Here is a 26,299-nt window from a genome sequence, read left to right on the forward strand (position 1 = left end):
CTCGCGGGGTCGGCGGCCCGCGGGATGCGCGGGAGGGGCGCGGGCGCTCGCGCGCCACCCGGCCCGTACCCACTTCCCTGCGCTCCCACACGGGGCGGCCCCTACGACTCCAGGTGCCCCAGCTCCGGCTGCGCCAGGAACGCCACGACCGGATCCGCCGCCGCGCCCGTCTCGAACACGACCAGGTCGTTGCGGCCCGCGCGGAGCTGCGCGCCCGGCACGTAGAGCGTGTGCTGCGGCCCGCGGGTCCAGTAGCGGCCGAGCGCGAACCCGTTGACGAACGCGACGCCCTTGCCCCACGAGCGCGTGTCGAGGAAGAGGTCGGCGGGCTCGTCCATCTCGAAGGAGGCGTGCGCCAGCACCGGCCCGTCGAGGAAACGGACCGGCTCCGCGCCGGAGGCCGCGGCGACGGCCGCCGCCGAGGTGACCGAGGCCGCCATCGCGGCCAGGTCGAGCGGCTGGCTCTCCCAGCCGGTGAGCTCCGCGCCGTCGAGCGTCGCCGGCCCGATGAGCCCCTTCGCCTCGCCGATCCGCACGCCGTAGTTCACGCGCCCCTGGTCCTCCACGAGCACCTCGAGGATCCGGCCGGGCGGCACGGCGATCGCGGTCTCGTGCTGGTCGCGCTGGATCACGCCGACCCGCACGCCGTCGACCGACACGACGGCCCGATCGCGCACCTCGCCGAACGCGAGCACGCGCGGGCGGGTCGACGCGGGCAGCTCCACCCGGTGCAGCGCGAACCCCCGGAAGACGCCGAGCTGATCCATCGACGGCACCGCGTCGGTCGCGCGCCAGGCGGCGGCATCGTCCGGCACCACGTCGGCCAGCGGCACGGCCGCGCCGAACGCGACCTCGAACGCGGGTGCGTCGCCGCGCATCGCGGGCACCTCGTCGGGCACGGACCGGTAGCGCGCGATCACGTCGCGGAAGGCGAAGAACTTCGCTGTGGGGGATCCGGTCTCATCGAGCGGGGCGTCGTAGTCGTACGAGGTGACGTGCGACTGGTACGTGCCCTTGTGGTTGGCGCCGTTCGTGAAGCCGAAGTTCGTGCCGCCGTGGAACATGTAGATGTTCACGGACGCGCCCGCGGCGAGCAGCGCGTCGAGCTCGGCGGCGGCATCGGCCGCGGAGGTCGTGTGGTGGTGCTCGCCCCAGTGGTCGAACCAGCCGTCCCAGAACTCGCTGCACATGAGCGGGCCGGTCGGCTGGTGGCGGCGGAGGGTCGCGAGGCGCTCGGTGGCGCGCGAGCCGAAGGATCCCGTGCGGTGCAGCTCGTCGAGGCTGCCGCGGGAGAGCATCTCGTCGGTCGGCTGGTCGACGGTCGTGAGCGGCACGATGATGCCGGACGCGCGCGTCAGGTCGACGAGGTGCCGGAGGTAGTCGGCGTCGTCGCCGTACGCGCCGTACTCGTTCTCGATCTGCACGAGGATGACGGGCCCGCCGTGGTCGATCTGCCGTGGCGCGACGATCTCGTAGACGCGGGCCAGGAACTCGTCGACCGCGGCGAGGTACAGCGGCTCGCTGCGACGGACGCCCACGGCCGGATCCTCGAACAGCCAGCCGGGCAGCCCGCCGCCGTCCCACTCGGCGCAGATGTACGGCCCAGGGCGCACGATCGCGTGCATGCCCTCCGCGTGCACGAGGTCGAGGAAGCGCCCGAGGTCGAGGCCGTCGGACGTGTCGAAGGCGCCGCGCTCGGGCGAGTGGGCGTTCCAGGCGACGTACGTCTCGATGGTGTCGAGCCCCATCAGGCGCGCCTTGTGGATCCGGTCGGCCCACTGGTCGGGGTGCACGCGGTAGTAGTGGAGCGCGCCCGCGATGACGCGGTGCGGGCGGCCGTCGAGCTCGAAGTCGTCGGCGCCGATGCGGAAGCGGGCGCTGGTGGCGGGGAGGCCGGGCATGTCGTGTCCTTGGGTGAGGCGGGGCAGGGAAGAGGGGAGGCGCGACTCGCGTCGCACCTCCCCTCGGGTCGTCCAGGTCGTACTGGTCGCTACTTCACGTCGACGGTGAAGCCCTGCTGCTGGCCGTACTCGGCAGCGGCCTTGCCCCACGCCTCGAGGACGGGGTCGAGCGAGGTGCCGTTGGCGTACGCGGACGAGGCCGAGTCGCTGAAGATGCTGTTCGTGTACACCTGGAAGGGCAGGTACTGCCATCCGGTGACGACGTCCTTCGAGGCCGCGCTGAGCACCTCGTTGATCTTCTGGCCGCCGAAGTACTCGGGGGCGTCGGCGAGGAACTCGGGGCTGTTCAGGTCGGCCGTGGTCGACGGGAATCCGCCGGCGTCGAAGGAGATCTTGCGACCCTCCTCGTTGGCGGTGGTGAACTTCGCGAACTCCGCCGCGACGAGCTTGTTGGTCGACTGCTGCATGACGGCGATGGAGGATCCGCCGCTCTCCGCGGTCGCGGTGTCACCCGCGGTGTACTGCGGCATGGGGGCGACGCGCCACTGGCCGGAGCCCGCGGTGGCCTGCGCCTCGAGGTTGCCGGGCATCCAGGCGCCGGTGATCAGCGTCGCGATGGATCCGTCGCCGAGGCCGCGGAACCACTCGTCGGTCCAGCCGGGGGTCTGGGCGAGCGAGCCGTTGGCGACGAGCTTGTTCCACATGGCCGTGTACTTCTTGGCGCCCGCGTCCTGCATGTCGATGGTGACCTTGTCGCCGTCGACCTTGTAGGGGTGGCCGCCGGCCTGCCAGATCATGCTCGTGGTGAAGCCGGCGTCGCCGCTGTCGCTGGTGATGTACTGGTTCGGGTCGGCGGCGTGCATCTTCTCCGCGGCGGCCACGTACTCGTCCCACGTGGTGGGGACGGCGATCTGGTACTTGTCGAAGATGTCCTGGCGGTAGAACATCGCCATGGGGCCCGAGTCCTGCGGCAGGGCGTAGAGGGCGTCGCCCTGGGTGACCGCGTTCCAGGTGGACGCCGTGAACTGGTCCTTGAGGTCCGTGTAGCCGTAGCCCGAGAGGTCGGCGAGGGACTTGCCGAGCGCGAACTGCGGGATCGCGAAGTACTCGATCTGCGCCACGTCGGGAGCGCCCTTGCCCGCCTTGATGGCGTTCTGGAGCTTCGTGTACTGGTCGGCGCCGGTGCCGACGTTCTGCACGTCGACCGTGATCTTCGGGTGCTCCTTCTCGAACGCCTCGGCGATCGGCTTGATCGCGGGAGCCCAGCCCCAGACGGTGATGGAGGACTGCGTGTCGAGGGCCTTCGCGAGGTCGTCGGCGGACGCGGAGTCGGCGCTGGCGCCGCCCGATCCGGACGAGCACGCCGCGAGGGAGCCCGCGAGGACGATGCCGAGGCCGAGCGCGATGGCGCGCTTCGCCCTGCGGGGGAACGAGATGGACATGGTGGTGCCTTTCACTTCTTCGTGGTGGTGAGGGTCGTGCGGAGGTGGGTCGGGGACTACGCCTTGACGCCGCCGGCCGAGAGGCCGGACTGCCAGTAGCGCTGGAGGAAGAGGAACGCGATCACGATGGGGATGATCGCGAGGAACGATCCCGTGATGACGAGGTTGTAGATCGGCTGGCCGCCCACGGTGGTGGACTGCGCGTTCCACTGGTTGAGGCCCACCGTGAGGGGGTACCAGCGGGAGTCGCTCAGCATGATCAGGGGGAGGAAGTAGTTGTTCCAGGTGGCGACGATCGAGAACAGCAGCACCGTGATGAGGCCGGGCGACAGGAGCCGCAGGCTGATCGTGAAGAAGGTGCGGATCTCGCTCGAGCCGTCGATCCGGGCCGCCTCGAGGATCTCCTCGGGCACCGAGTCGACCGCGTAGGTCCAGATGAGGTACAGCCCGAAGGGGCTGATGAGCGACGGCAGGATGATCGCCCACGGGGTGTTCGTGAGGCCCATCTGGCTGAAGAGCAGGAAGGTCGGCACCGCGAGGGCCGTGCCGGGGATCGCGACGGCGCCGAGCACCACCGCGAACACGATCTTCTTGCCGGGGAAGTCGAACTTCGCCAGGCCGTAGCCCGCGAGGGTGGCGAGCAGCGTCGCGCCGCCCGCGCCGACGACCACGTAGATCAGCGTGTTGCCGAGCCAGCGGACGAACTCGCCGTTGCCGTAGGTCAGCACGCCCTGGATGTTGTCCCACAGCGCGAAGTCGCCCGAGAACCAGAGGCCGAACGAGCTGAACAGCGCGTCCTGCGTCTTGGTCGAGTTGACCAGGAGCCAGAACAGGGGGAGCACGGAGTAGATGAGCAGCAGCGCCATGACGAGCGTGAGCACGATGCTGCGACGCTCGCGGGGAGCGCCGGCGCTCTTGCGGCGCTTCGGCGTCTTGTCCGCCGGTGCGTCGCGGACGGGCGTGCCGGCGTCGGGCGCGGCGAGGGGGGTTCCGGTGAGGGTCGACACGGTCAGCTGTCCTTCCGGGTGCCGACGAGCTGCACCACGTAGGCGACCACCATCGTCAGGACGCCCATGATGATCGCGATGGCGGCGGAGTAGTTGAACTGCTGTCCCGCGAAGGACAGGTTGTACGCGTACATGTTCGGGGTGAAGTACGAGCTGATCGCGTTCGGCGCCAGCGTCTGCAGGATGTTCGGCTCGTTGAAGAGCTGGAAGCTGCCGATGATGGAGAAGATCACGCCGATGACGAGCGCGCCGCGGATGGCGGGGAGCTTGATGCCCGTGATGATGCGGAAGGGGCCGGCGCCGTCGAGCTCGGCGGCCTCGTACAGGTCGGGCGAGATGACGCGGAGGGCCGCGTAGAACAGCAGCATGTTGTAGCCGACGAACTCCCACGTGACGATGTTGCCGATCGACGCGAGGATCCAGCCCTGCGAGAGCAGGTCGGGCAGGTGCCAGCCGGTGGCCTGCTCGATGTTGCCGACGAGGCCGAAGCGGTTGCCGTAGATGAAGCCCCACATGAGCGCCGCGACGACCGCGGGGACGGCGTAGGGCAGGAAGATCGAGATCCGGAAGAACGCGGTGAGGTGCAGGCGGGCCGAGTCGAGGGCCAGCGCCGCGAACAGGGCGACGAACAGCATGATCGGGACCTGCACGACGAGGAACAGCGCGACGCGGCCGAGCGCGTCCCAGAAGTTCGGGTCGTTGAGCGCCTGCGTGTAGTTGGCGATGCCGACGAACGAGGTGCCGCCGATCATCCGCTCCTGGAACAGGCTGAGGTAGATCGAGTAGCCGACGGGCGCGATGAGGACGACGAGGAAGACCACGAGGAACGGGGCGACGAAGCCCAGCCCGGTCCAGCGTCGCTTGTCGCGTCGCATCGGGGGACCGCTGGGGCGGGCCGCGTCGGGCGCCTTCGGCCGGGCGGCCGAGGTCGACATCGTCGTCATGTGCTTCCACTTCGTCGGGGGATCGCGGCGCTACTAGCCCATGGGGGGTGGGCTGTCACCCACCTCGGGAGGATTGGGTGTTTGCGCAAACATCTGTGATGCTCGCAACCATGACATCTCCACCGTCGGCCGTCAAGTCGAGCGGCCGGCGCGCGCCCGGCGGCCGCACCGTGTCGATGGCCGACGTCGCCGCGCACGCCGGCGTGTCCGCCCAGACGGTGTCCCGGGTGTCCAACGGGGCGCAGAACGTGGAGGCCTCGACGCGGCAGCGGGTGATGGACGCGATGGCCGAGCTCGGCTACCGGCCGAACAGCGCCGCGCGGGCCCTGAAGACCGGCCGCTTCCGCAGCATCGGCATCATCATGTTCACGCTCTCCACCCTCGGGAACATGCGCACGCTCGACGCGATCGTCACGGCCGCGTCCGACGCCGGGTACACGATCACGCTCATGCCGGTGCCGCATCCCACCGAGGGCGAGGTGGCCGGGGCGTTCAGCCGGCTGCAGGAGGAGGCGGTCGACGGCGTCGTCATCATCATCGAGGCGCACATGCTCGACCGGGCCGACGTGATCATCCCCGTGGGCCTTCCCGTCGTGATCATCGACTCCGACGCGGGTGACCCGTTCGTGGTCGTCGACACCGACCAGGAGCAGGGCACGCGGCTCGTCACCCAGCACCTGCTGGACCTCGGGCACACCGCGATCGTGCACGTCGCAGGTCCCTCCACCTCCTACTCGGCGGCCCGGCGCGCGGCCGAGTGGCGCGCGACCATGCTCGACGCGGGGCTCGACCCCGAGGATCCGGCGCAGGGCGACTGGACCACGGCGTCCGGCTACCGCCTGGGGAAGGAGCTCGGCCGGCGCGCCGACATCACGGGCATCGTCGCCGCGAACGACCAGATGGCGCTCGGGATCATGCACGCGCTGCACGAGCTCGGCCGCGACGTGCCGGGCGACATCAGCGTGGTCGGCTTCGACGACACCGAGGAGTCGAGCTCGTTCTGGCCGCCGCTCACGACCGTGCACCAGGACTTCACCGAGATCGGCCGCCGCTCGATGCAGGTGCTGCTCGAGATGCTCGACGGCCGCGAGCCCTCGGGCGATCGCATCGTGCCGACGCGGCTCGTGGTGCGCCAGAGCGCGGCGGCGCCGCGGCGCGACGCGCGCTGATCCGCTCTCCGGCTGCGGCCGTTTCGATGCGGCCGCCGGGGGGAACGGGACGGGGGACCCGCCCGCCCGATCAGGAGGCCGCCCCGTGCCCGTCGTCGCCCCGCTCCACGAGAGATTCCCCGACGTCCGCTCCATCGCCGTGCTGCGCGGCGGCGGGCTCGGCGACCTGATCTTCGCGCTGCCCGCGATGGCGGCGCTGCGGGCCGCGTACCCGGGGGCGCGGATCACGCTGCTCGGCACGCCGCTGCATCGCGCGCTCCTCGGCGGCCGGCCGGGCGGGCCCGACGAGATCGAGGTGCTGCCGGTCGCGGCCGGCGTGCGGGACGTGCCGGGCACGGATCCCGACCCGGCGGAGATCGAGGCGTTCGCCGCCCGCATGCGCGCGCGCCGCTTCGACCTCGCCGTGCAGGTGCACGGCGGCGGCCGCAACTCCAACCCGTTCCTGCTGCGGCTCGGCGCCCGGCACACGGTGGGCACCGCGACCGACGACGCCGAGCGGCTCGAGCGCGTGATCCCCTACGTCTACTACCAGCACGAGGTGCTGCGCGGGCTCGAGGTGGCGGGGCTCGCGGGCGCGCCCGTCGTCGACCTGGAGCCGGTGGTCGAGGTGACCGACGCCGAGCGGGCCGCGGCGGCCGAGCGCGTGACGGGCGCGCCGGGCGGGCTCGTCGTGATCCACCCGGGGGCCACCGACCCGCGCCGCCGCTGGCCCGTGGAGTCGTTCGCGGAGGTCGCGCGCCGGGCCGCGGCCGACGACGCGCAGGTGGTCGTCGTCGGCGACGCGACGGACGCCGCGGACGCCGACCGCATCGTCGCGCTCGGCCGGGAGGGCCTGCCCGCGGAGCAGGCCGCGCGGATCGCCTCGCTCGCCGACTCCCTCACCCTCGGCGAGCTCGCGGGCCTCTTCACGCACGCGGACGTCGTGCTCGGCAACGACAGCGGCCCGCGGCACCTCGCGCAGGCCGTCGGCGCGCGCACGGTCGGGGTGTTCTGGTTCGGCAACGTGATCAACGCGGCGGCGTTCGGGCGGACGCGGCACCGGATCCACATCGGCTGGACCACGCGCTGCCCGGTCTGCGGCGTCGACGTGACCCAGGTCGGCTGGACCGCCGAGCGCTGCGCGCACGACCCGTCGCACGTCGCCGAGGTGCGCGTCGACGACGTGCACGCGGACGTGGAGCAGCTGCGGCGGGCGTCGCTCGCGGAGCGCGTCCCGGCCTAGGCCCGCGTCGGGCAGATGCGCCATGGCCGATGTCGCTGTACGCAGGCTCTCGGCGACTTCACGAGCACGGTGCCCTCGAGGACACAGGATGTGGCACCTGCCGTCGCGGGGCCATCACCTGTGCTCGGGAGATTCTCCTGCCACAGGCGTGCGCCCGGCGCGGTCGAGGGCATTCATCACGTCGGCATCTGCGAGATCGGCAGACGCCGCATCGTGTGCGCGTCGGTGATCGTCGAACTCCGCGTAGCGCTGGGCCGTCACGCGGGCTGCTGCGTCGGCGGAGACCGTGCCAGGGCCGGTCAGGATGTTGCGCTCGTCGAATTGGAGGAAGCCATCCGTCCGCGCGACCCAATCGCCCATGGAAGTCGTCATCCGGCGCCGGGCCCGGTCCTCGGCGAAGTCGAGGAATCTCGTGGTGAGCAGATTCAACGCGCTCAACTCGTCTGCGGTGAGGTAGTTCTTCGACGTCGTCACGTCCCCCTTCCGGACACGCTCACCCTTCCAGCTGGTGAGGCCCATGTTCTCCGCATCGGGGTCCGAACGCGCGACGACGAGCTCAGCTGCAGTGAGACCAGTCACGGCGAACAGGAGTTTGTTCTGGATGGTCGCGAAGAACTCCTTGGCGGCGGCGTTGCCCGGGGCGTAGTCGACGCTGCTCGCCGCGAAGATGTCGCGGATCTTCTGGTAGAAGCGTTTCTCGGACGACCGGATGTCCCGGATGCGTTCGAGGAGCTCGTCGAAGTAGTCGACTCCGGCAGGATCCTTGAGGCGTTCGTCCTGCATCGCGAACCCCTTGACGAGGTATTCGCGCAGCACCGTGGTCGCCCACTGTCGGAACTGCACGCCCCTGTTCGTCGTGACGCGATAGCCGATGGCGAGGATCATCTCCAAGTCGTAGACGGTCAGCTCCCGCCTCACATCCCGATTTCCCTCCCGGCGAACAATTAACTCAGAGTTAATTGTTGCCTCGGTGACTTCTCCGTCATCGAGGATCCGACGGATGATCTGCGCGATGTTGACGACGGATGTCCCGTACAGCTCCGCGAGCTGGGACTGCGTGAGCCACACCGTCCCGTCGACGGCGTGGAGCTGCACCTGTGCTCCACCGGGCTCCGTGTACAAGATGAACTGACCCGTGCCTTCGATCATGCGGTGCTCCATCCCGTGGCCGATCGCCCGCCTGCCGCTCGGCTTCGCACGACCCTATTCGAGGCCGGCGACATCCTGTGAGCCCGGCCGGCGCGGCGGCGCCGCACCGCTCTGAGGAGCGGGGCCGTCGAGCCTCCACCATCTGCCCGGTGAGGGAAGTCAGCGGCCCTCCTGTGAGGTCAGCTTCCGGCGCTCAGCCCGCCGCGTCGAGCGTCGCCGTCGCGTGCGGCGTCGTCGCGATGGCCGCGTTCCGCAGCGACTCGGTGCCCGCGTCGAGGTAGCCGTACGTCTTCTCGTGCGCGGCGAACTCGGCGGCGCGCTCGGCCGGATCCCGGATGGTCGTCCAGGCGCGCGAGTCCGGGTCGTCGTTCCACGGGGAGTGCAGGACGGGCGCGTGCGTGGTGACGGGCAGGAGGCCGCGCGCGGGATCCCCGTCGACGGAGATGACGGTGGCGCCGAAGCCGGGGGCGCGGGGATCCTGGCGCGAGAGCCGGCCCCACACCGCCTCGTCGTCGTCCGCCGCCTCGCCCGCGTAGACGTGCCGGGCGTGCAGGGCGCGCGCGTCGTCGATGCCGTCCTCGACGCCGGCCGAGCCGAGCATGACGAAGGAGTCGACGCCGAGGTCGCGGGCGGCGAGGGCGTCGGCGGCCATGGTGGATCCGTACGAGTGCGCGATGACGTTGACGCTCGCGAGGTCGCCGTCGTCCCGCGCCGCATGCAGCCCGGCGATCTCGCTCGCGAGCAGCGGGGCGCCGCGCTCCGCGTAGTCGCCCAGCGTCGCGTCCACGCCGGGCGGCGGCGTGCGGTAGCCGATCCACGCGACGACGGCGTGCGCGGCCGGCGCGCCGACCGACGCCTGGGCGTCGAACACGTTCTGCGCGGTCTCCGTCCAGAGCTGCATGTCGTCGGTGTAGGTGCCCATGCCGGGCACCGTGAAGGTGACCTGGCGGGCCGTGTCGAGATCGCCGACCGCGATGGCGGCGAGCGGCGGGTCCCGGTGGCTCAGGGTCACGAGCCATCGCTTCGGTGCCGTGCCGCCGCCCGTGCCGGCCCGCGGCTCGAGCGCGGCGCGGATCGCGGTGAGGGCGGTGAGGCGGGCCCGCGCGTCGGCGTCACCGGGGTGCGCGGCGACCGCGTCCCGCTCCGTGCGCAGCTCGGTGCGCAGCTGGGCGCGGTTGGCGGCGTCGCGCGATGCGTAGTCGACCCCGTCGAGGTTGCCGACGAGGGCGGGCGAGTTGCGGATGAGCGCACGCTGGTGCTTCCGGTCCTTCGCGGCCCACCACGAGACCACGCGCTCGGGCGACGCGTCCATCACCTGCAGCTCGAGGGCCGGGTGCGCCCGGATCATGCGGTCGGCCTGCGTCACCGTGAGGGCGGCGTAGCGGTCGAGCTGCGCGAAGCCCGCCTCGACGCCGGACCCGGGCGGGGCCGGCAGGATCACGAGGCCGACCAGCACGGCGGCGAGGGCGAGCGCGGTCTCACGTCGCCGGTGCGCTCGGGTCACCACCGCCTCCTCATCATGTGCGCCGTCGTCGGGTCGGGCAGGCGCGGATCAGAGCGTAAGCCGCGCTCTCCCCGGGGCGCCCCTGCGCGAGCTGGGTGCCGACTGTGCGCGACCCGGATGCGCCGGATCAGCCGCGCCGGAGCGCGAGCGCGTCGTGGAGGGCGGCGGCGGAGGCGGCCGAGCTGTCGATCCGCCAGTCCTCCTCCTTCTTGAAGTCGAACCACACGAAGCCGAGCACGTCGGGCTGCGCCTGGAGGTACGCGACGAGGGCGCGGTCCCAGTCGGCCTTGGACCCACCGGTCTCGCTCGACGCGACCTCGCCGACGATGAGCGGCTTCCCGGGCGCGACGGCGCGGAGCTGCGCGATGCCGGGACCGAAGAGGTCGGCGGGCGCGGTCCAGCGCTGGCCGGAGACGGCGCCCCAGTTGTAGCCGTCGAGCGAGACGACGTCGACCTGGTCGGCGCCGGGGTAGAGGGAGGCGAGGTCGGTGGATCCCGGGTACGGCACGTTCGGGCTCCACACCCACTTCACGTTGGTGGCGCCCTGCGCGACCACGAGGTCGTGCACGTGCTTCCACGCGGCGACGTACGAGCCCGGCGCGTTGCCGTTGACGCCGTCGGACCACGGGTACCAGTTGCCGTTCATCTCGTGGCCGTAGCGGAGGTAGACCGTCTTGCCGTACTTCGCGAGGTCGGCGCCCCACGAGCGGATGTACGCGTCCTGGTCGCCCGCGATGATGCTCGCGTTCGTGTAGGCGGACTGGGTGGTTCCCGCGCCGCCCTGCCACGGCTCCCACGTGATGAGGCTGTCGGCGCCGCGCGCCGCGACGCTCTGGAGGCCCGCGATGGGCGCCGGGTGCGTGAAGTCGACGTGGCTCATCACGATGGAGGGGCTCTCGCCGAGGGTCGCCGCCGCGGCGTCGAGCTCGCCGTTCGCCGTCGGCCCGCCGGGCGTGGAGAGGCCGAGGCGCAGGCGCGCGGAGCTGATGGCGGGGGCCGCGGAGGTCGCGGGCGAGGAGGTCGACGGGGCCGGCCCGGTCGACGACGTGGGCGCGCTCGTGGGAGCGGGGGTCGGTGCCGGGGCGGGCGCGGAGGAGCGCGCGGATCCGGTCGACGTCGCCGTGGTCACGGTGAAGGCGGCCGAGGCCGAGCGGGTGCCGGCCGTCGCCGTGATCCGGATGGTGGAGAGCGAGGTGCGGGGGATCGTGATCGCGGCCGTGAGGCGGCCGGTGGCGGTGGTCGTGATGCGCTTCGTGGTCGACCCGACCGCGATGACCGCGGCCTTCGCGGCGGGGAAGCCCGTGCCGGTGACCGTCACGGGCGTGCCGATCGGACCGGAGGAGACGGAGAGGACGATCGCGGCGGGCGCCGTGGGAACGGCCTGGGCCGAGGCGGCGCGGGCGGAGACCGCCGGGGCGACGAGCACCGTGGCCGTCACGACCGCCGGTGCGACGGCGGTGACGACAGCGCATTTGAGGCGGCGACGAGTGGGCATGGCGAATAGGGTCCTTCCCCCGATGGATGTATGCGAGCGTATGTTCTTCGGTGCCCGTCGTCCACCGGATGTCCGCCGAGCGACGGCATCCGATGGCGGGGGCTGAGCGGCTATCAGACGCGACGGGCGGCGAGCGCGTCGCGGATGGCGGTGGCGGAGGACGCGGAGCTGCCGATGCGCCAGTCCGCCTCCTTGTCCATGTCGAACCAGACGAAGGCCACCACGTCGGGCTGGGCCTGGAGGAACGAGATGAGATCGCCGTCCCACGCGGACTTGGACCCGCCGACCTCGGACGACGCGGTCTCCGCGATGATGATCGGCTTGCCCGCTGCGACGGCGCGCAGCCGCTCGAGGCCGAAGCTGAACAGGAGGGACGGCGACACCCAGGTGCGGCCGGCGACGCCGGTGCCCCAGTTGTAGCCGTCGAGCCCGACGACGTCGACGTACGCGGCGCCCGGGTAGAGGCCGGCGAGCAGCGTGGATCCGGTGTACGGCACGTTCGGCGTCCACACCCACTTCACGTTGGTCGCGCCCTGGGCGACGACGACGTCGTGCACGTGCTTCCACGCGGCGACGTAGGAGCCCGCCGCGTTGCCGTTGACGCCCTCGGCCCACGGGTACCAGTCGCCGTTCATCTCGTGCGCGTATCGGAGGGAGACGGGGCCGCCCCAGGCGGCCAGCTCGGATCCCCACTGGCGGAGGTACGCGTCGTGGTCGCCCGCGATGATGCTCGCGTTCGAGAAGCCGGGCTGGTTCACGCCGGCTCCCGCCTTCCACGGCTCCCAGGTGAGGAGGCTCTCGGCGCCGCGGGCGCGCACGTCGTCGAGGGCGGCGATGGGCGGCGCCTGCGTGAAGTCGGCGTAGGAGAGCACGATGCTCGGGTCCTCGCCGACCTGCGCGGCGACCGCGTCGAGCTCCTTGCCGGCGGTGGGACCGCCGGGGGTCGCGACGCCGAAGCGGAGCCGCGCGTCGGAGACGGTCGGGCTGGCGGACGAGGCGCCGGCCACGGTGGGGGCCTGGCTGCTGGTCGCGGCGCTGGCGGGGGATGCTGCGGTGAGGATCCCGGCGGTGAGGGCGGCACCCAGGAGGAGGGTGGTCGCAAAGCGGATGGGGCGTTGGTGGTGCTGCATTGTGTCCAATTTTCTGCGGATGTCCGCTCCCAGGAAGCTATCCCGCGCTCCCCAGGGATCCCCGGCCGATGTCCGCTCACGGCCGGACGGTCAGGTGATGGGCGGGTGGGGATCGCGCGGCGTGCGGTGCCAGTCCGCCCGCTGCCGTGGGAGCGTGGGTCGGACCCGACCCGAGGAGCCCGCGTGATCGAGTACCCGTACGAGTCGCAGTGGGGCGACCTCGCCTGCAACGCGCCGCTCATCGAGCGCGGCGAGAGCCCGGCCGGGTCCTTCGACTGGCGCACCGAGGGATACCCGTCGGAGGCCGACTACCTGTTCTGGTCGCGCCACGTGTGCGGGCTCGCGGGGTTGCGGTCGGTGCTCAAGGCGTGGATCCCGTCGGCCGGCGCGCTCGGCATGCGCGAGCTGATCACGCGCGCCGTCGCCCGCGGCGCGCTCACCCGCGACGGCGACGCGGTCGGCGGGCTGTACTACCGGCCGTTCGCGGAGTGGGTGCGCGACGACTTCGGGATCGAGGCGGTCGTGCACCCGCGGATCGGCGTGCCCGCGCTGCTCGCCGAGGTGGGCGCGGGGCGGGTGGTGCTCGCGTCGGTGTCGTCGGAGATCCGGTACCCGGAGCGGCCGGCGACGCGGCGCGGCGGGCACCTCGTGCTGGTGCACACGTTCGACGGCGCGACGGCGACGTTCCACAATCCGTCGGGCATCGGAACCACGGCGGCGGATGCGCGGCTCGGCGTCGCGGAGTTCGCGCGGTTCTCGGCCGAGCGCGGGGTGACGCTGGTGCGGCCGGGCTGAGGCGGGGGCGCGAGGCCCTTCTGCTGAGGGCACGGCCGCCGATAGCGTCGGGTAATCGACGGGCGCAGCGTGCGCCCGGGATCAGGGGGATCCGATGAGCGACCAGCAGACCGCGCACCGCCCGAGCATCGCCGGGCCCGTGCCGACGAAGCCGCCGTACGACGCGCGGCTCGCCACGATCCTGCTGGTCGTCGAGTGGGTGCTTGGATTCGCGGGGCTCGTCGCCATGGTGCTCGTGAGCTGGCTGCCGGACCGCTGCGGGGTCTCGGGTGCGTGCGACTTCTCCCTCGACCAGGCGGCTTCGCGCCTCTGGGTCGTCGGGACCATCGCGGTCCTCGTGCTGTCGACCGTCGCCACGGTCGTCTGCCGCACCCGACGTGTGCCGGCCGCGTGGGCGCCGGTCGCGGGCATCGCACTCATCCTGGCGATCAACGTCGCGGTGCAGATCATGACCGGCATCGCGCTCCGCTGACCCACGAGACGACACGAGCCCGGCCCCGCGCGATGCGGGGCCGGGCTCGTCTCGTGCGGCCCACGTGTCGATGTTGTCCTACGGAGCCCCTGGTTCCGCGGCGTGCTACGTGATCGGGTCGATGAGTGCCGGTATCCGCTTGAATCGATACCATCGATTCCCATTGCGCGCAAGGGCCGCGAATTCCGCTACCCGATAAATGCGGGTGACTTCTATTCTCTCCGCATGGGCGCTCGCGATCGCTGAGGTGACTCGGTCATCACGACTCGGTCGATCCATGGCGCCTACTCGAAAGCCCCTCACTCCAGCGAAAGCCGATTCATGTCCAAACCAGTAGCAAGCCCATTTCGTCTGTCGTCTGGAAGGCGGGGGCGCATCGCGGTGCTGATCGTGGTTCCCGTGTTCGTATCGCTCGTGTCGCCCGCCGTGTCTCCCGCGAACGCGATCAACTCCCCGGACCGATGTGGGTTCGACACGGTGATCGGCGTCCGCGGCACGAACGACGACCCCGGCTTCGGAACTGGTGTGACTGGCAATATCTACGGCCCGGGGAACTACGGCCTGGGTCAGGCCGTCTCGGGCGTCATCGGCTTCCTGCAGGTGGACGGAACGCTGTCCGTCCATTCCGAGGCACTCCGTTACCCCGCGAGTGCATATCCCACCCCTGGTGGTACCGATGTGTGGTATAACGACAGTCTGAATCAGGGGACAGTGGCTCTTCGCAGCGAGATCGAGAGCATCGCCGCCAGCTGCCCGGGAACCAACATCCAGCTTGTCGGATATTCTCAAGGGGCCAATGTGGTGGGGAACGTGCTAGCGGATCCTGCCTCCTTGTCGACGCGCGCCAAGCAGCAGCTCAACGGAGCCGTCCTATTCGGCGACCCGACGTACAGGCCGGGCGAAGAATGGGATGCGGTAGGCAATGGAACGGGGCACGGCTGGTTCACCCGGGACTCGGGGCGGTTCAATTCTTGGACCAAGCCCTCGGCGAACGCGTCGAACGGATATGAGAACATGGTCAAGTCCTACTGTCTGACAAATGACTTCTTCTGCCAGACCGGAACCTCCATGGACGTGCATACCTCGTACAACAGCAACACCGACATGCAATGGGATGCCTACAAGTTCCTCACGGGTTTTCTGTATTCATCCCAGTGACGAGAATCGGAACTCTTCGTCAGGGCGGTACCAAAGCAAAGGAGCACGTGATCATTTCTTCGCCAGGGCCTGAGTTCGACTCGCGGCAGGTGCGCAGCGCATACGGGCCTCGTTCGAAACCGCTCAGTGCGTTCCTCACCGTCATGCTGATGATCGTGCAAGCATGCTGCGCTGGCCTGGGAGCTGTGGGAGTGCTTCTCGCCCAATTCAGCTATGACGCGTGTGCGGCCCCTTCGCGTCGGTGCGACTTCGCGCTCGGGAACGCTGCAAGTGTCGGCTACTTCGTGATCGCTGGTGCGCTCGTAGTGGGGTCCGTCGTGCTCCTTGTCGTCAAGAGGTCGGAGTGGCATCGCGTGTGGCCTGCGCTATTAGGGGGAATCGTCGTTCTGGCGGTCGTCTTCGGGGCGACTCTCGCGGTGATCGACACTGCGGCTTCGTGAGACCGGCCTTCCCTCAGTACTGCCGTTCTCCTGGCGGTGAACACCCGTCAGGCAAGACCCATGTGCTTCCGGAGCGCCCACGAGCCGAGCCCGGCCCCGCGCGATGCGGGGCCGGGCTCGTGCGATGTGCGCCGGGCGGGTCAGCCGCGGATCACGGCCAGCTGTCCTCCAGCTCGTGGGTGATGACGAGCTCGCGGATCTCGCAGCCGCGGGGCTGGCCGAGGATGAACATCACGCTGTCGGCGACGGCGGCCGGGTCGTTGAGGTTCGCGTCGGAGCCGGGCTTGTACTTCGGGTCGCGGTCGTCGAAGAAGTGGGTCTTCATGCCGGAGGGGATCAGCGTGGTCACGCCGACCTCGCCCTTCGTCTCGGCGGCCAGCGCGCGTGTGAAGCCGAGCACGCCGAACTTGGAGGCGCAGTAGGCGGTCGCATCCGAGACGGCCTTGATGGCGAGCGACGACGCGACGGTGACGACGCGGCCGTGCGACGCGGTGAGGAACGGCAGCGCCGCGCGGACGACGGCGACCGTGCCCATGAGGTTCACGCCGATGACCTTCTCCCACTCGGTGGGGGCGACGTCGACGAGGCGGCCGCAGCGGTCGATGCCCGCGGCGGTGACCACGGCATCCAGCCCGCCGTGCGCCTGGGCGATCTCGGTGACGAGCGCCTCGGTGGCGCGGGTGTCCGAGACGTCGATGCGGTGCGCCTCCATGCCGGTGACGCTCGAGGTGTCGAGGTCGAGCACGATGGGCTCGCCGCCGGCCGCGAGGACCGCCTGCGCGACCGCGGCGCCGAGACCGGACGCGCCTCCGGTGATGAGGACGCGGCCGGTGCCGGGGCGGGGGGAGTCGGTCATGGGTGTTCCTTCCGTGGTGCGGATCGCGCGCGTTCGGCGCGGTGGTGCAGGGGAGTGGTGCGGATCAGGGGCTCAGCCGACGCGGGCGAGCGCGCCGGCGAGCTTCGTCGTGGAGCGGCCCGGGTGGTACGGGACGGTCACGGCCTGGCCGCCCCACTCGGCGATGACCGCCGACTCGGGGAGGTCCTCGGCGCGGTAGTCGCCGCCCTTGACCCAGAGGTCGGGCTGGAGGGAGCGGAGCGCCTCCTCGGGGGTGTCCTCGGAGAAGAGCACGACCGCGTCCACCACGCCGAGCGACATCAGCAGGTCGACGCGGTCGTCCTCGGGCATGATCGGGCGCTCGGGTCCCTTGAGGCGGCGCACCGAGTCGTCCGAGTTGAGGAGCACGACGAGGCAGTCGCCGAGCGCGCGCGCCGCCGCGAGGGTGCGGGCGTGGCCGGCGTGCACGAGGTCGAAGCAGCCGCCGGTCGCGACGACCGTGCCGCCTGAGGCGCGGGTCGCGCGGACCACCTCGAGGGCGCTCGCCGCGTGGCCGCCGATGGGGCGCGCGGCGGGCGGGCCCGTGAGGGTGGCGACGCCGCCCGCGTCCACGTACTCGGCCGCCGCGGCGACGGCATCGCGCACGGCGTCCTCCACGGGGGATCCCGCGGCCAGCGCCGCGAGGGCCGAGGCCGCCAAGCGGTCGCCGGCGCCGCACGGGTCGCCGGTCGCGACGAGCGGGGCGGGGACGACGACGGGCAGGGATCCGCCGGCCGCGCCCTCCGAGCCCGAGCCCGACGCGGGCGCCGACACGAGCAGGGCGCCTCGCTCGCTCATGGTCACGGCGACCGTGCGGACGCCCCACCGCTCGAGCAGGAGACGGGCGGCGTCGGCGGCCGCGGCCACGTCGCGCCCGGCTAGCCCGGAGAACGCGCGCGCCTCGGCGAGGTTCGGGGTGGCGAGCGCGGTGTTCGGGACGGGCGGCTCGCCCGCGGGGTGCGGATCCCACACGAGCGGCACCTGGGCGGCGCGCGCGTCGAGGGCGGCGCGGAGGCGGGGATCGCGCGTGACGCCGCGGCCGTAGTCGGCCACCACGATCGCGTCGGCGGTGGCGATCGCCGCGAGCATCTCGTCGGTCGCGGCGGGCGTGGGCGGCGGCGCGCAGCCCTCGTCGATGCGGGCGATGGCGTGGCCGTCGGCGCGGACGCGGGTCTTCACGGGGGTGGGCGCGCCGGACGGGCCGGCGACCACCTCGATCCGGTCGAGGCACGCGCGCAGCGTCTCCGCGTGCCGGTCGTCGGAGAGCACGGTGACGAGGCGCACGTCGTGGCCGTCGCGCGCGAGCATCGTGGCGACGAGGCCGGCTCCGCCCGCGCGGGGCAGCGACTCCTCGACCTCGATCACGGGCACGGGGGCGTCGGGGCTGAGGCGGTGCGCGGCGCCGGTCATGTCGACGTCGAGGAGCACGTCGCCGACCACGACGATCCTCACGCCGGCACCTCCGCCGGTGCGGTCGTGGTGGACGCGGGCGCGACCGTCACGGGGACGGACGAGGCGGATGTCGCGGACGCCGATGCGGCGGCCGACGCCGACCGGGTCGCGGCCGACGACGTCGCGGATGCGCGTGCCGCGGCCCGGTCGTTCGCCCGCAGCCGGCTCTCGAACGCGCGGCAGATCGCGTGCACGGCGACGAGCTGCGCCTCCTGCACGTTGGCCGACGGGCCGTCGAGGGCGAGGGACTCGTCGCACGCCTCCACGAGCGGGTTCGGGCCGGGGCCCGTCATCGCCCAGGTCGTGGCCCCGGCGGCGCGCGCGGCCGCGGCGGCGCGGAGCAGGTTCTCGCTGCGGCCGCTCGTGGAGAGCAGCACGACGATGTCGCCGGATCGCGCGTGCGCGTGCACCTGCCGGGCGAAGACCTCGTCGAAGCCGTAGTCGTTGCCGATGGCGGTCACCGCGGACGACTCGGCGTGCAGCGCGATCGCGGAGAACGGGCGGCGGTCGCCGTCGAACCGGCCCACCAGCTCGCTCGTGAGGTGCTGGGCCTCGGCCGCGGATCCTCCGTTGCCGGCCGCGAGCAGGCGCGCGCCGCGGCTCATGCGGTCCGCCATCTCGCGGCCCCAGGAGGTGAGGCGCGGCGCGTGCGTGCGGAGGTCGGCGAGCACCGGGGCGAGCGCGTCGAGGTGGGCGTCGACCACGGTCGGGTCGGCGGGGAGGTCGTCGGGGGCGGCGACCTGGATCGCGGCCCGGTACGCCTCCGCGGTGCGGGAGGCCACCGTCGACCACGCGTAGCCGTGCTCCATGCGGTCGCGGCCGGCGCGGCCGAGCAGGCGGCGGCGCGCGGGATCCGCGAGGAGCTCCCCGAGGGCGTCGGCGATGGCGGCGGGGTCGCGCGGCGGCACGAGGATCCCGGTCACGCCGTCGACCACGCTGTCGGTGAGGCCGCCCACGGCCGACGCGACGACGGGCACCCCGGAGGCCATCGCCTCGAGCGGCACGATGCCGAACGGCTCGTACCAGGGCGCGCAGACCACGACGTCGGCGGTGCGCATCACCGCGGGCATGTCGGCCTGGGAGACGCGGCCGTGCAGGCGCACGCGGTCGGCGACCCCGGCGGCGCGCGCGGCGTCCATCAGACGGCGGGCCTCGGGATCGTCCGCGCCGGTCGCGTCGTCGCCGGCTCCGCCCACGATCACCAGCTCGACGTCGCGGCGACCGCGGCCGGCGAGGATCCCGATGGCCTCGATCGCGAGGTCGACGCCCTTGCGCGGCACGAGGCGGCCGACGACCATGACGCGCATGGGGCGGTCGGCGCCGTGGTCCGGGTCGTCGTCGGCGCGCGGCGTGAAGTGCCCGATGTCGACGCCGCACGGGATCACCGTGATCCGGGCCGCGTCGACGCCCGCGCGCACGAGCTCGGCGGCCTCGTCGGAGCAGGTCGCGATCACGGCGTCGGCGCGGCGGCCGACCCCGGGCTCGAGCTCCGCGCGCGCGGAGGGGCTGGTGTCCTCGGCGCCGAGGTGGCGGCGCTTCACGGATCCGAGCGCGTGGAAGGTGTGCAGCACGGGCGGCGCCGCGGCGGCGCCGACCGGGGAGGACGCGAGGCGCGCGGCGGCGTCGAGGGCGGCGACCCCGGACATCCAGAAGTGGCTGTGCACCACGTCGGGCCGGGCGGTGCGCCAGTCGGCGAGGAGGCCGTCGGCGAGCTCGCCCATGTGCGGCAGCAGCTCGTCCTTGGGGACGGCGCGGGCGGGTCCGGCGTCGAGGTGCACGACCTCCACGCCGGGCGCGAACGCCACGCGGGCGGGCAGCGCCTCGTCGTCGCGGCGCGTGTAGACGGTGACGGTGTGGCCCTCCTCCGCGAGCGCGGCCGACAGCGCGGCCACGTGCACGTTCTGGCCGCCGGCGTCCACGCCGCCGAGCGTCGCCAGCGGGCTGGCGTGCTCCGAGATCATCGCGATCCTCATCGTGTCGTCCTCTCGTCGAGCGGGTGGTGCGGGGAGTGCGTGGGGGTGGATGCGGCGGGCGCGCGCCGGGCACGACGACCGGCGGTCGCGTCCACGGCGTCGTGCAGCGCGGCGTCCATGTCGCGCAGGAACCGGCCGAGCGAGTAGCGGGCGAGCGCGGCCTCGCGGGCGATGCGGCCGCGGCGGGCGGCCTCGTCGGGATCCGCGAGGAGCAGCCGGGCGGTGCGCACGAGGTCGGCCGGATCCGACGAGATCGCGCCCGCGTCCGGCGGCACCGCGCGCGACGCCTCGGTCGCGTCGAGCACCAGCACGGGCATCCCCAGGTGCATGGCCTCGAGCAGCGACAGGCCGAGCGACGTCCAGCGGTGCGGGTGGACGTAGGCGCGTAGGCGCGCGAGCTCGGGGTGCATGCGCGCCGTGGGCAGGTCCCCGCGCGGCACGAGGCGCGCGCCGAGGCGCGGGAACGCCGCGGGCAGGAGGTCGGTCCCCATCCCGAACACCTCGACGGGCGCGATCCCCGCGAAGGCCGGCAGCAGGTCGGTGCCGGTGATGCGCCCGCGACGCACGGGCTCGTTGATCACCGCGCCGAAGGACGCGGCCTCGCCCGTGTAGAGCGCGCCCGGGTCGGGCACTCCGTGCTCGACGACCGTGGTCGGCGCGGATCCCGTGTCCCACATGAGCGCGTTGAAGCGCGTGACGTGGATCACCGGGATGTCGTCGCGGTCGGCCAGCGCGTGCACGGTCTCGGTCGGGGCGCCGCGCGGGGTGTTGTGCTCGAGGAAGACCGCGGGCACGTCGGATCCGAGGCGGCGGCCGAGCAGGCGCTCCGCCTCCTCGATCTCGGCGACGCGCTGGAGGAGCACGAGGTCGACGTGCGTCTCGTGCAGGGACGACGGGTCCACCTCGCGCGCGCTCGCGGGCCACGCGCGGCCGCCGCGGCCGAGGCCCCACGCGTCGCGCGCCGGCGTGGTCGGGAACAGGATCTCGTGGGAGCCGCGCACGAACGAGTCGGTCCAGCCGCCGTGGACGTGCCACATCAGGATCCTCATGCGGGCACCTCCGCGCCGGCGCGCGCGGCGGCGTGCGCGGGGTCGCGCTCGGCCGCGTGCTCGGATCCGGGCCCGCTCGTGGCCAGCAGGCGCTCGACCGCGTCGGCGACCTCCGCGGGGGAGACGCCGGCGAGGCAGGGGTGGCCGGGCACCGGGCAGTCGCGCGCGCGGCTGAGCCGGCACGGCGCGTCCTGGTCGCCGAGCAGGATCACGGGCACGCGGTACGGCGCCCAGCGGATCGGCGGCACGACGGGCGAGAACAGGCTGACGACGGGCAGCCCCACCGCGGCGGCGAGGTGCGCCGGCCCGGTGTTGCCGCTCACGAGCACGGCCGCGCGGCGCATGAGCGCGCCGAGGCCCGCGAGGTCGGTGCGGCCGCCGAGGTCGATGCCGGCGGATCCGGCGACGTGCGCCGTGAGGTCCCGCTCGTCGGGGCCGCCGGTGACGACCACGGGGATCCCGCGCTCGACGAGGAGCGCGACGGCGTCGCGGTGCTGGTCTTCGGGGTAGGAGCGCGCGCCGACCGCGGCGCCCGGGTGCACGAGCGCGAACGGGCCGTCCGGGAGGAGCGCCGCCACGTCGGACGGCAGCTCGGCCGGCAGGACGGCGAGGCGCCCGTCGTCGTCGGCGGGCAGCGCGTGCCCACCCGCGGCGGCGATCGCGAGGGCGCGCTCGGGCTCGGGCTGGTCCTCCTCGAGGTCCTCGCCGGGCTTCAGGCGCACGTCGAGGAGGGAGCCGGCGTAGTCGACGCTGGCGCCCGTGATCCGCCGCACTCCCGCCAGGCGCAGCAGCAGCGCGAGCGGCAGCGGCGACTGGTGGAAGGACGTGAGGATGACGGCCTCGTCGGCGTCGACCTCGGCGAGGATCGCGTGCAGGGCGTCGACCGACGCGGCGTCGGCGGCGGGCGCGGGGGAGGAGATCCACGGCGCGTCCCACACGTGCACCGCGTGGACGCCGGGCAGCAGCCGGCCGGCGGACGCGCCGCGCGGTCCGCACAGCAGGTGGACCTCGACGCGCGCGTCGGCCGCGACGGCGCGCACCGCGGGCCCCGAGATGAGCACGTCGCCCACGGAGTCGAGCCGCACGACGAGCACGCGGCGGGGCGCGGGATCGTGGATGAGGAGGTGCACCGCGTCGAGGATCGTCGGGGCCACCAGCTCCGCCTCAGCCACCTCCTCCTCGCGCGTGACGGGCGTCGGCACGAGCACGCCGCGCGCGCCCGCGGCCCGGGCGGCGCCCATGTCGGCCGCGATGTCGCCCACCACGGCGACGCGCGCCGGATCCACGCCCCACGTCCGGCAGGCCTCGAGCACCATGCCGGGCCGGGGCTTGCGGCAGTCGCAGCCGTCGTCGGATCCGTGCGGGCACAGCAGCACGAGGTCGAACGCGCCGAGCAGCTCCTGCACGCGCGCGTTGACGGCGTCGGCCTGCGCGCGCGTGATGAGGCCGCGCGCGATCCCGGACTGGTTGGTCACCATGCCGACGCGGAGGCCCGCGGCGCGCACGGCGTCGACGGCCTCGCGGGCGCCGGGCATCAGCGTGACGAGCGCCGGATCCCCGTTGTACGGCACGTCGACGACGAGCGTCCCGTCCCGGTCGAACAGGACGGCCTCGAGGTCGTTCCCGGGCGAGCGCATGGTCGGCCAGTACCCGACTGATCCTCGACCCAAACCCGGCGGCGGGCACTTCTCCTCGGGGCGTCCCGCTCCTCCGCGGATCCCCGGAGCAGCGCCCTCGGGCGGGGGCGCGACGACGGGGGCGCGCCGTCAGCGCGCGGGCGCCTCCGCGATCCACCGCGACCTGGCCAGCAGCATCGGCATGAGCGGCGCGATGAGCAGCGCGCCGAGCCCGCCGACGGCCATGTCGCCGATCGTGTCGGAGTACCCCGTGAGGATCGCGGGGTCCAGCCACGCCTGCCCCGCCCACTCGCCGAGCTCCCACAGCGCCGACAGCGCGAGCCCCACGGTGAGGGCGAGGATCCCGAGCGGCAGCGGCCGCCGGTCGACCATGACGCCCGCGCGGTCGGCCAGCAGGATCACGAGCGCGGCGAGCGCGGCCGTCGTGACGAGGTGCGCGGGGACGTCCCACCACGGCAGCCGCGCGTAGAGGTCGAGCCGGTTGCTCGCGGCGGAGACGAGCGTCGTGATGCCGATGGCGAGGTCCAGCCCCGGCCGCGCCCCGAGGAACCGCGGCGCCACGAGGCCGAGCAGCGCGAGCGCGAACATCGCGGAGGTGACGCCCGTCCACGCGAACGCGGAGAAGAGGAACGTGAGCAGCCCGATCACGCGCACGGCGTCCGCGATCACCGCCGTGATCCCGCGGGGCGGCTGGAGGAAGGTGCGGGCGGCGTCGGCGGCGAACGCGGCGACGTCCTCGCGGGCGTGCGGGGCACCCGTCCCGTGCGGTGTCGGAGGGTCCGTCAGCACCGCACCACCGCCTGCAGCGCCTCGTGGTCGCTCGGCGCGCGCCCGCCGATGCGCGTCGTGTTGATGCCGACGCGCGCGACGTCGATGTCGGGCGTCACGAGCATCCAGTCGATGCGGCGGGTCGTGCGCTTCGGCGCGGAGTAGTTCGACCACGTGCCCCACTCGGGCGTGAGGCGCTCGCGGGCGGCGGGCCACGCGTCGACCAGCGCGCCCGACTCGATCAGCAGCCGGTGCGGCGCGGTGTCGACGCCCGAGTTGGTGTCGCCCGCGACGATCGTGGGCACCTGCACCTCGGCGACGATCTCGAGCATCATCCGCGCGGACTCCTCGCGCGACCGCCACGACAGGTGGTCGAAGTGCGTGTTCACGTGCCGCAGCGGCAGGCCGGTGGCGCGGTCGGTGAAGTCGGCGACCACGGCGATCCGCGGCACCATGTTGCCCCAGCTGCGGGATCCGGCGACCGCGGGCGTGTCCGACAGCGCGACCTGACGCCAGCTCGTGAGCTCGAGGCGGCGCGTGTCGTAGAACGTGGGGCAGCCCTCGCCGTGGCCGTCGGCGTTGCGGCCGTGCCCGATCCGCCGGTAGTGCCGGCCGAGCGCGTGCGACAGCGCGCGACCCTGCGTGGGCATGGCCTCCTGCGTGCCGAGGAGCGCGGGCTGCTCCCGCTGGAGCAGCTCGGCGAGGAGCGGCTCGCGGTCGGCCCAGCGGTCGGGGCTGCCCGGCCGGTACCGGCGGAACAGGCGCCGGATGTTGTACGTCATCACGTGCAGCTCGGGGGCGTCGACCGGGCCGACGAGCGCCCGCCCGTCCTGGAGGGTGCCGTCGGCGCGGAGGGTCATGGATCCATCGTCCCCCAGCCGGGCCGCGGCGACGGTCGCTGGCGGGGAACCGTCACGGGCGGACGTGCGATCCACGTGGCCGGAGAAGACGATCGCCCCAGGAGTCCGGCGTGGCCGAATGGTCCTGGGGCATACGCGGAGAACTTACCAGCGAGCCGGGTGCCTGGATCTCCGCACGCCGGTCGCCTACCGTCATCGTCATGGCGCGCAGTGAGAGCGAAGAGAAGGCGGTCGGCGTCAGCCGGCCTGCCACCGAGGTCGACTCTCCTCGCGCCGCCCGTGTCGCCTCGGTCGAAGAGACCATGGGGGTCGCCCGCATCCTCGCGAACCGACACGCGGAGCTGCTCCGGCGCCTGGCCTGACGTTCGTCGCCGGCGCTAGCCGCCCGCGGGATCCGGTGCCGCGTCGATGCGCGCGAGGAACCCGTGCAGGTCGTCCCGGATCCTGCCGAGCTCCGACGGCGTCATGCCCGTCCGCTCGGCGACCCGGGCAGGCACCTGCTCGGCCTGGCGGCGGAGCGCGCGGCCGGCGTCGGTGAGGGTGACGCGCACGACGCGCTCGTCCTCGGCGCTGCGGGCCCGCTCCAGCAGGCCGGCCGACTGGAGGCGCTTCAGCAGCGGCGTGATGGTCGCGGGTTCCAGGGCGAGCGCGCCGCCGAGGTCGGAGATCGAGCGGCCGTCGCGCTCCCAGAGCGCGAGCATCACGAGGTATTGCGGATGCGTGAGGCCCAGCGGCTCGAGGATCGGCCGGTACAGCGCGACGACGGAGCGCGCCGCCAGCACGGCCGCGAAGCAGAGCTGGCTCTCGAGCGCCAGGGGATCCGTGGTCGTCGCGTCCTCGTGTGCCATGCCAGCCCCTCACCGCCCGTGGAATTACCGCGTACACTGACTACTATGACACGCGGTAAGGATCGGCAGGACGGCCCGCGACGCGAGCGCGGCTTCGGGGCGGCCATCGAGCGCTTCAACGAGCGCCTGCGTCCGTACCTCGGCGCGCCCCCGCTCGGCCCGTACACCGACGACCCGGTGCCGGAGCCGCAGTCGCGCCTCTGCCCCATGTGCGGGAAGCCGATGCCGGACCACGACATCGACCGGTCGGGCGCGCGGACGCAGGTGCACTGCCCCGTCTGATCCGTCTGATCCGTCTGACCCGGATGCGCGGACGCGCGAGCGCGCGGATCCGCGGGCGACGCGGCGTCAGCGCGCCGTCGCCTCCACCCGCGCCGCCCGCCACATCGCCACCGGGCGCACGCCGGCCAAGCCCGTCAACGGCCCCAGCTCGGCGAAGCCGTTCCGGCGGTAGAGCGCGCGGTTCCGCTCGGTCGACGACTCGAGGTAGGCCGCGGATCCCCCGGCGTCGACGCGGGCGAGGCCGTGGGCGAGGAGCGCGGATCCGACGCCGAGGCCGCGCGCCGCCGCGCCCACGCCGACCTCGGCGAGGCGCCAGTGCGGGAGGCCGGGTCGCGCGCGGTCCATGGTCCGGAGCCGCACGGCCGCGCGGACGGCGCCCCGGGCGCCGAGCGCGCGGAGGAACGTCGGCGCCTGCCGGAGCGTGCGATGCGTGGCGATGCCGCCGGGCGCCTCCCACACGGCCGCGCCGAGGATCCCGCCGCGGGCGTCCACCGCGACGTCGACCGTGCCCGCGGGGAGCGGGCCGCTGCGCAGGAGCGCCGCGAACAGCAGGGCCAGGCGCTCGGCCTTCCGCGGGCCGGCGGGGACGAAGCCGGCGAGCACGGGATCCTCCGCGAAGGCCTCCGCGAGCACGTGCGTGACGTCGTCGAGGTCGGCGGCGCGGGCCGTGCGGACGGCGGCGGTGGCGGGGGTGATGGGGTGCTCGATGCTCATGCTCCGACGCTAGG

24 protein-coding genes and 1 pseudogene are annotated in these 26,299 nt (G+C 73.1%); 7 read left to right on the plus strand and 18 right to left on the minus strand.

Annotated elements, in window-relative coordinates; genetic code table 11:
• Positions 1-101 precede the first annotated feature (101 nt).
• The 4 genes from ITJ44_RS09090 to ITJ44_RS09105 form a co-directional block, all read right to left on the minus strand.
• Positions 102-1,901, minus strand: a complete 1,800-nt coding sequence (locus tag ITJ44_RS09090) for a beta-galactosidase family protein (protein ID WP_194634759.1) — start codon at positions 1,899-1,901, stop codon at positions 102-104.
• A gap of 89 nt (positions 1,902-1,990) precedes the next feature.
• Positions 1,991-3,343 (minus strand): sugar ABC transporter substrate-binding protein, encoded by a 1,353-nt coding sequence (locus tag ITJ44_RS09095; protein WP_194634761.1) that lies wholly within the window; start codon positions 3,341-3,343, stop codon positions 1,991-1,993.
• Between the two features lie 56 nt (positions 3,344-3,399).
• Positions 3,400-4,350 (minus strand): carbohydrate ABC transporter permease, encoded by a 951-nt coding sequence (locus ITJ44_RS09100; RefSeq protein WP_194634763.1) that lies wholly within the window; start codon positions 4,348-4,350, stop codon positions 3,400-3,402.
• Between the two features lie 2 nt (positions 4,351-4,352).
• Complete coding sequence (locus ITJ44_RS09105) at positions 4,353-5,294, minus strand: carbohydrate ABC transporter permease (protein WP_194634765.1); 942 nt, start codon at positions 5,292-5,294, stop codon at positions 4,353-4,355.
• Positions 5,295-5,404: 110 nt separating this feature from the next.
• Between ITJ44_RS09105 and ITJ44_RS09110 the strand changes: the two genes are divergently transcribed.
• Positions 5,405-6,463, plus strand: a complete 1,059-nt coding sequence (locus tag ITJ44_RS09110) for a LacI family DNA-binding transcriptional regulator (RefSeq protein WP_228494856.1) — start codon at positions 5,405-5,407, stop codon at positions 6,461-6,463.
• Positions 6,464-6,548: 85 nt separating this feature from the next.
• On the plus strand, positions 6,549-7,685 hold the full coding sequence (locus tag ITJ44_RS09115; protein ID WP_194634769.1) for a glycosyltransferase family 9 protein: 1,137 nt from the start codon (positions 6,549-6,551) through the stop codon (positions 7,683-7,685).
• Positions 7,686-7,799: 114 nt separating this feature from the next.
• On the opposite strand, the gene ITJ44_RS09120 is transcribed toward ITJ44_RS09115, so the two are convergent.
• The 4 genes from ITJ44_RS09120 to ITJ44_RS09135 all read right to left on the minus strand — a co-directional run bounded on the left by ITJ44_RS09120 (position 7,800) and on the right by ITJ44_RS09135 (position 12,963).
• Complete coding sequence (locus ITJ44_RS09120; protein ID WP_194634771.1) at positions 7,800-8,834, minus strand: virulence RhuM family protein; 1,035 nt, start codon at positions 8,832-8,834, stop codon at positions 7,800-7,802.
• 193 nt (positions 8,835-9,027) lie between these two features.
• The gene (locus ITJ44_RS09125; protein WP_194634773.1) at positions 9,028-10,338 is read right to left on the minus strand and encodes an alpha/beta hydrolase; all 1,311 of its coding nucleotides are present in this window, start codon (positions 10,336-10,338) and stop codon (positions 9,028-9,030) included.
• A 127-nt stretch (positions 10,339-10,465) separates the two neighbouring features.
• Positions 10,466-11,833, minus strand: coding sequence for a glycoside hydrolase family 26 protein (locus tag ITJ44_RS09130; RefSeq protein WP_194634774.1), 1,368 nt, complete (start codon positions 11,831-11,833; stop codon positions 10,466-10,468).
• 113 nt (positions 11,834-11,946) lie between these two features.
• Positions 11,947-12,963, minus strand: coding sequence for a glycoside hydrolase family 26 protein (locus tag ITJ44_RS09135; RefSeq protein ID WP_194634776.1), 1,017 nt, complete (start codon positions 12,961-12,963; stop codon positions 11,947-11,949).
• A gap of 183 nt (positions 12,964-13,146) precedes the next feature.
• On the opposite strand from ITJ44_RS09135, the gene ITJ44_RS09140 reads away from it, so the two are divergent.
• From ITJ44_RS09140 to ITJ44_RS09150, 3 genes are all read left to right on the plus strand, one after another.
• A complete protein-coding gene (locus ITJ44_RS09140; RefSeq protein ID WP_194634778.1) occupies positions 13,147-13,758 on the plus strand; it encodes a hypothetical protein in 612 nt (203 codons plus the stop codon).
• Between the two features lie 94 nt (positions 13,759-13,852).
• The gene (locus tag ITJ44_RS09145; RefSeq protein ID WP_194634780.1) at positions 13,853-14,230 is read left to right on the plus strand and encodes a hypothetical protein; all 378 of its coding nucleotides are present in this window, start codon (positions 13,853-13,855) and stop codon (positions 14,228-14,230) included.
• 399 nt (positions 14,231-14,629) lie between these two features.
• The gene (locus ITJ44_RS09150; protein ID WP_194634782.1) at positions 14,630-15,388 is read left to right on the plus strand and encodes a cutinase family protein; all 759 of its coding nucleotides are present in this window, start codon (positions 14,630-14,632) and stop codon (positions 15,386-15,388) included.
• A gap of 591 nt (positions 15,389-15,979) precedes the next feature.
• Here the strand turns inward: ITJ44_RS09150 and ITJ44_RS09155 are convergent.
• The 8 genes and pseudogenes from ITJ44_RS09155 to ITJ44_RS09185 all read right to left on the minus strand — a co-directional run bounded on the left by ITJ44_RS09155 (position 15,980) and on the right by ITJ44_RS09185 (position 24,441).
• Complete coding sequence (locus ITJ44_RS09155; RefSeq protein ID WP_194634784.1) at positions 15,980-16,684, minus strand: SDR family oxidoreductase; 705 nt, start codon at positions 16,682-16,684, stop codon at positions 15,980-15,982.
• Between the two features lie 72 nt (positions 16,685-16,756).
• Entirely contained in the window at positions 16,757-18,154 is a 1,398-nt protein-coding gene (locus ITJ44_RS09160) for a PfkB family carbohydrate kinase (RefSeq protein ID WP_194634786.1), read from the minus strand.
• Positions 18,151-20,127, minus strand: coding sequence for a glycosyltransferase (locus ITJ44_RS09165; protein ID WP_194634788.1), 1,977 nt, complete (start codon positions 20,125-20,127; stop codon positions 18,151-18,153). Before ITJ44_RS09165 ends, ITJ44_RS09160 begins: the two co-directional genes overlap by 4 nt.
• On the minus strand, positions 20,124-21,176 hold the full coding sequence (locus ITJ44_RS09170) for a glycosyltransferase (protein WP_194634790.1): 1,053 nt from the start codon (positions 21,174-21,176) through the stop codon (positions 20,124-20,126). The genes ITJ44_RS09165 and ITJ44_RS09170 overlap by 4 nt, the downstream gene beginning before the upstream one ends.
• Positions 21,173-22,294 carry a glycosyltransferase family 9 protein gene (locus ITJ44_RS09175; RefSeq protein ID WP_370551665.1) on the minus strand — a complete coding sequence of 374 codons (1,122 nt, stop codon included), beginning with the start codon at positions 22,292-22,294 and terminating at the stop codon, positions 21,173-21,175. Before ITJ44_RS09175 ends, ITJ44_RS09170 begins: the two co-directional genes overlap by 4 nt.
• 27 nt (positions 22,295-22,321) lie before the next feature.
• Positions 22,322-22,813, minus strand: a pseudogene (locus tag ITJ44_RS15890) (D-glycero-alpha-D-manno-heptose-1,7-bisphosphate 7-phosphatase); the annotation flags it as partial.
• A 129-nt stretch (positions 22,814-22,942) separates the two neighbouring features.
• Positions 22,943-23,602, minus strand: coding sequence for a hypothetical protein (locus tag ITJ44_RS09180; RefSeq protein WP_194634794.1), 660 nt, complete (start codon positions 23,600-23,602; stop codon positions 22,943-22,945).
• Complete coding sequence (locus ITJ44_RS09185; RefSeq protein ID WP_194634796.1) at positions 23,596-24,441, minus strand: endonuclease/exonuclease/phosphatase family protein; 846 nt, start codon at positions 24,439-24,441, stop codon at positions 23,596-23,598. The genes ITJ44_RS09180 and ITJ44_RS09185 overlap by 7 nt, the downstream gene beginning before the upstream one ends.
• 200 nt (positions 24,442-24,641) lie before the next feature.
• Here ITJ44_RS09185 and ITJ44_RS09190 point away from each other — a divergent pair, with 200 nt between their 5' ends.
• Positions 24,642-24,803, plus strand: coding sequence for a hypothetical protein (locus tag ITJ44_RS09190; RefSeq protein ID WP_194634798.1), 162 nt, complete (start codon positions 24,642-24,644; stop codon positions 24,801-24,803).
• 15 nt (positions 24,804-24,818) lie between these two features.
• On the opposite strand, the gene ITJ44_RS09195 is transcribed toward ITJ44_RS09190, so the two are convergent.
• Entirely contained in the window at positions 24,819-25,289 is a 471-nt protein-coding gene (locus tag ITJ44_RS09195) for a MarR family winged helix-turn-helix transcriptional regulator (protein ID WP_194634800.1), read from the minus strand.
• Between the two features lie 45 nt (positions 25,290-25,334).
• Here ITJ44_RS09195 and ITJ44_RS09200 point away from each other — a divergent pair, with 45 nt between their 5' ends.
• A complete protein-coding gene (locus ITJ44_RS09200) occupies positions 25,335-25,571 on the plus strand; it encodes a hypothetical protein (protein ID WP_194634802.1) in 237 nt (78 codons plus the stop codon).
• Between the two features lie 66 nt (positions 25,572-25,637).
• On the opposite strand, the gene ITJ44_RS09205 is transcribed toward ITJ44_RS09200, so the two are convergent.
• Positions 25,638-26,285: an N-acetyltransferase gene (locus ITJ44_RS09205; RefSeq protein ID WP_194634804.1), complete on the minus strand. Its 648-nt coding sequence runs from the start codon at positions 26,283-26,285 to the stop codon at positions 25,638-25,640.
• Positions 26,286-26,299: the final 14 nt, after the last annotated feature.

The organism is Clavibacter sp. VKM Ac-2873 (assembly GCF_015351075.1).
Taxonomy (GTDB): domain Bacteria; phylum Actinomycetota; class Actinomycetes; order Actinomycetales; family Microbacteriaceae; genus Clavibacter.

Bases quoted from the DNA above. Each gene is read 5' to 3' on its own strand.
- ITJ44_RS09090 (WP_194634759.1), bottom strand. From the start codon at position 1,901: ATGCCCGGCCTCCCCGCCACCAGCGCCCGCTTCCGCATCGGCGCCGAC.
- ITJ44_RS09095 (WP_194634761.1), bottom strand. From the start codon at position 3,343: ATGTCCATCTCGTTCCCCCGCAGGGCGAAGCGCGCCATCGCGCTCGGC.
- ITJ44_RS09105 (WP_194634765.1), bottom strand. From the start codon at position 5,294: ATGACGACGATGTCGACCTCGGCCGCCCGGCCGAAGGCGCCCGACGCG.
- ITJ44_RS09110 (WP_228494856.1), top strand. From the start codon at position 5,405: ATGACATCTCCACCGTCGGCCGTCAAGTCGAGCGGCCGGCGCGCGCCC.
- ITJ44_RS09120 (WP_194634771.1), bottom strand. From the start codon at position 8,834: ATGATCGAAGGCACGGGTCAGTTCATCTTGTACACGGAGCCCGGTGGA.
- ITJ44_RS09130 (WP_194634774.1), bottom strand. From the start codon at position 11,833: ATGCCCACTCGTCGCCGCCTCAAATGCGCTGTCGTCACCGCCGTCGCA.
- ITJ44_RS09135 (WP_194634776.1), bottom strand. From the start codon at position 12,963: ATGCAGCACCACCAACGCCCCATCCGCTTTGCGACCACCCTCCTCCTG.
- ITJ44_RS09145 (WP_194634780.1), top strand. From the start codon at position 13,853: ATGAGCGACCAGCAGACCGCGCACCGCCCGAGCATCGCCGGGCCCGTG.
- ITJ44_RS09155 (WP_194634784.1), bottom strand. From the start codon at position 16,684: ATGACCGACTCCCCCCGCCCCGGCACCGGCCGCGTCCTCATCACCGGA.
- ITJ44_RS09165 (WP_194634788.1), bottom strand. From the start codon at position 20,127: ATGAGGATCGCGATGATCTCGGAGCACGCCAGCCCGCTGGCGACGCTC.
- ITJ44_RS09170 (WP_194634790.1), bottom strand. From the start codon at position 21,176: ATGAGGATCCTGATGTGGCACGTCCACGGCGGCTGGACCGACTCGTTC.
- ITJ44_RS09185 (WP_194634796.1), bottom strand. From the start codon at position 24,441: ATGACCCTCCGCGCCGACGGCACCCTCCAGGACGGGCGGGCGCTCGTC.
- ITJ44_RS09190 (WP_194634798.1), top strand. From the start codon at position 24,642: ATGGCGCGCAGTGAGAGCGAAGAGAAGGCGGTCGGCGTCAGCCGGCCT.
- ITJ44_RS09195 (WP_194634800.1), bottom strand. From the start codon at position 25,289: ATGGCACACGAGGACGCGACGACCACGGATCCCCTGGCGCTCGAGAGC.
- ITJ44_RS09200 (WP_194634802.1), top strand. From the start codon at position 25,335: ATGACACGCGGTAAGGATCGGCAGGACGGCCCGCGACGCGAGCGCGGC.
- ITJ44_RS09205 (WP_194634804.1), bottom strand. From the start codon at position 26,285: ATGAGCATCGAGCACCCCATCACCCCCGCCACCGCCGCCGTCCGCACG.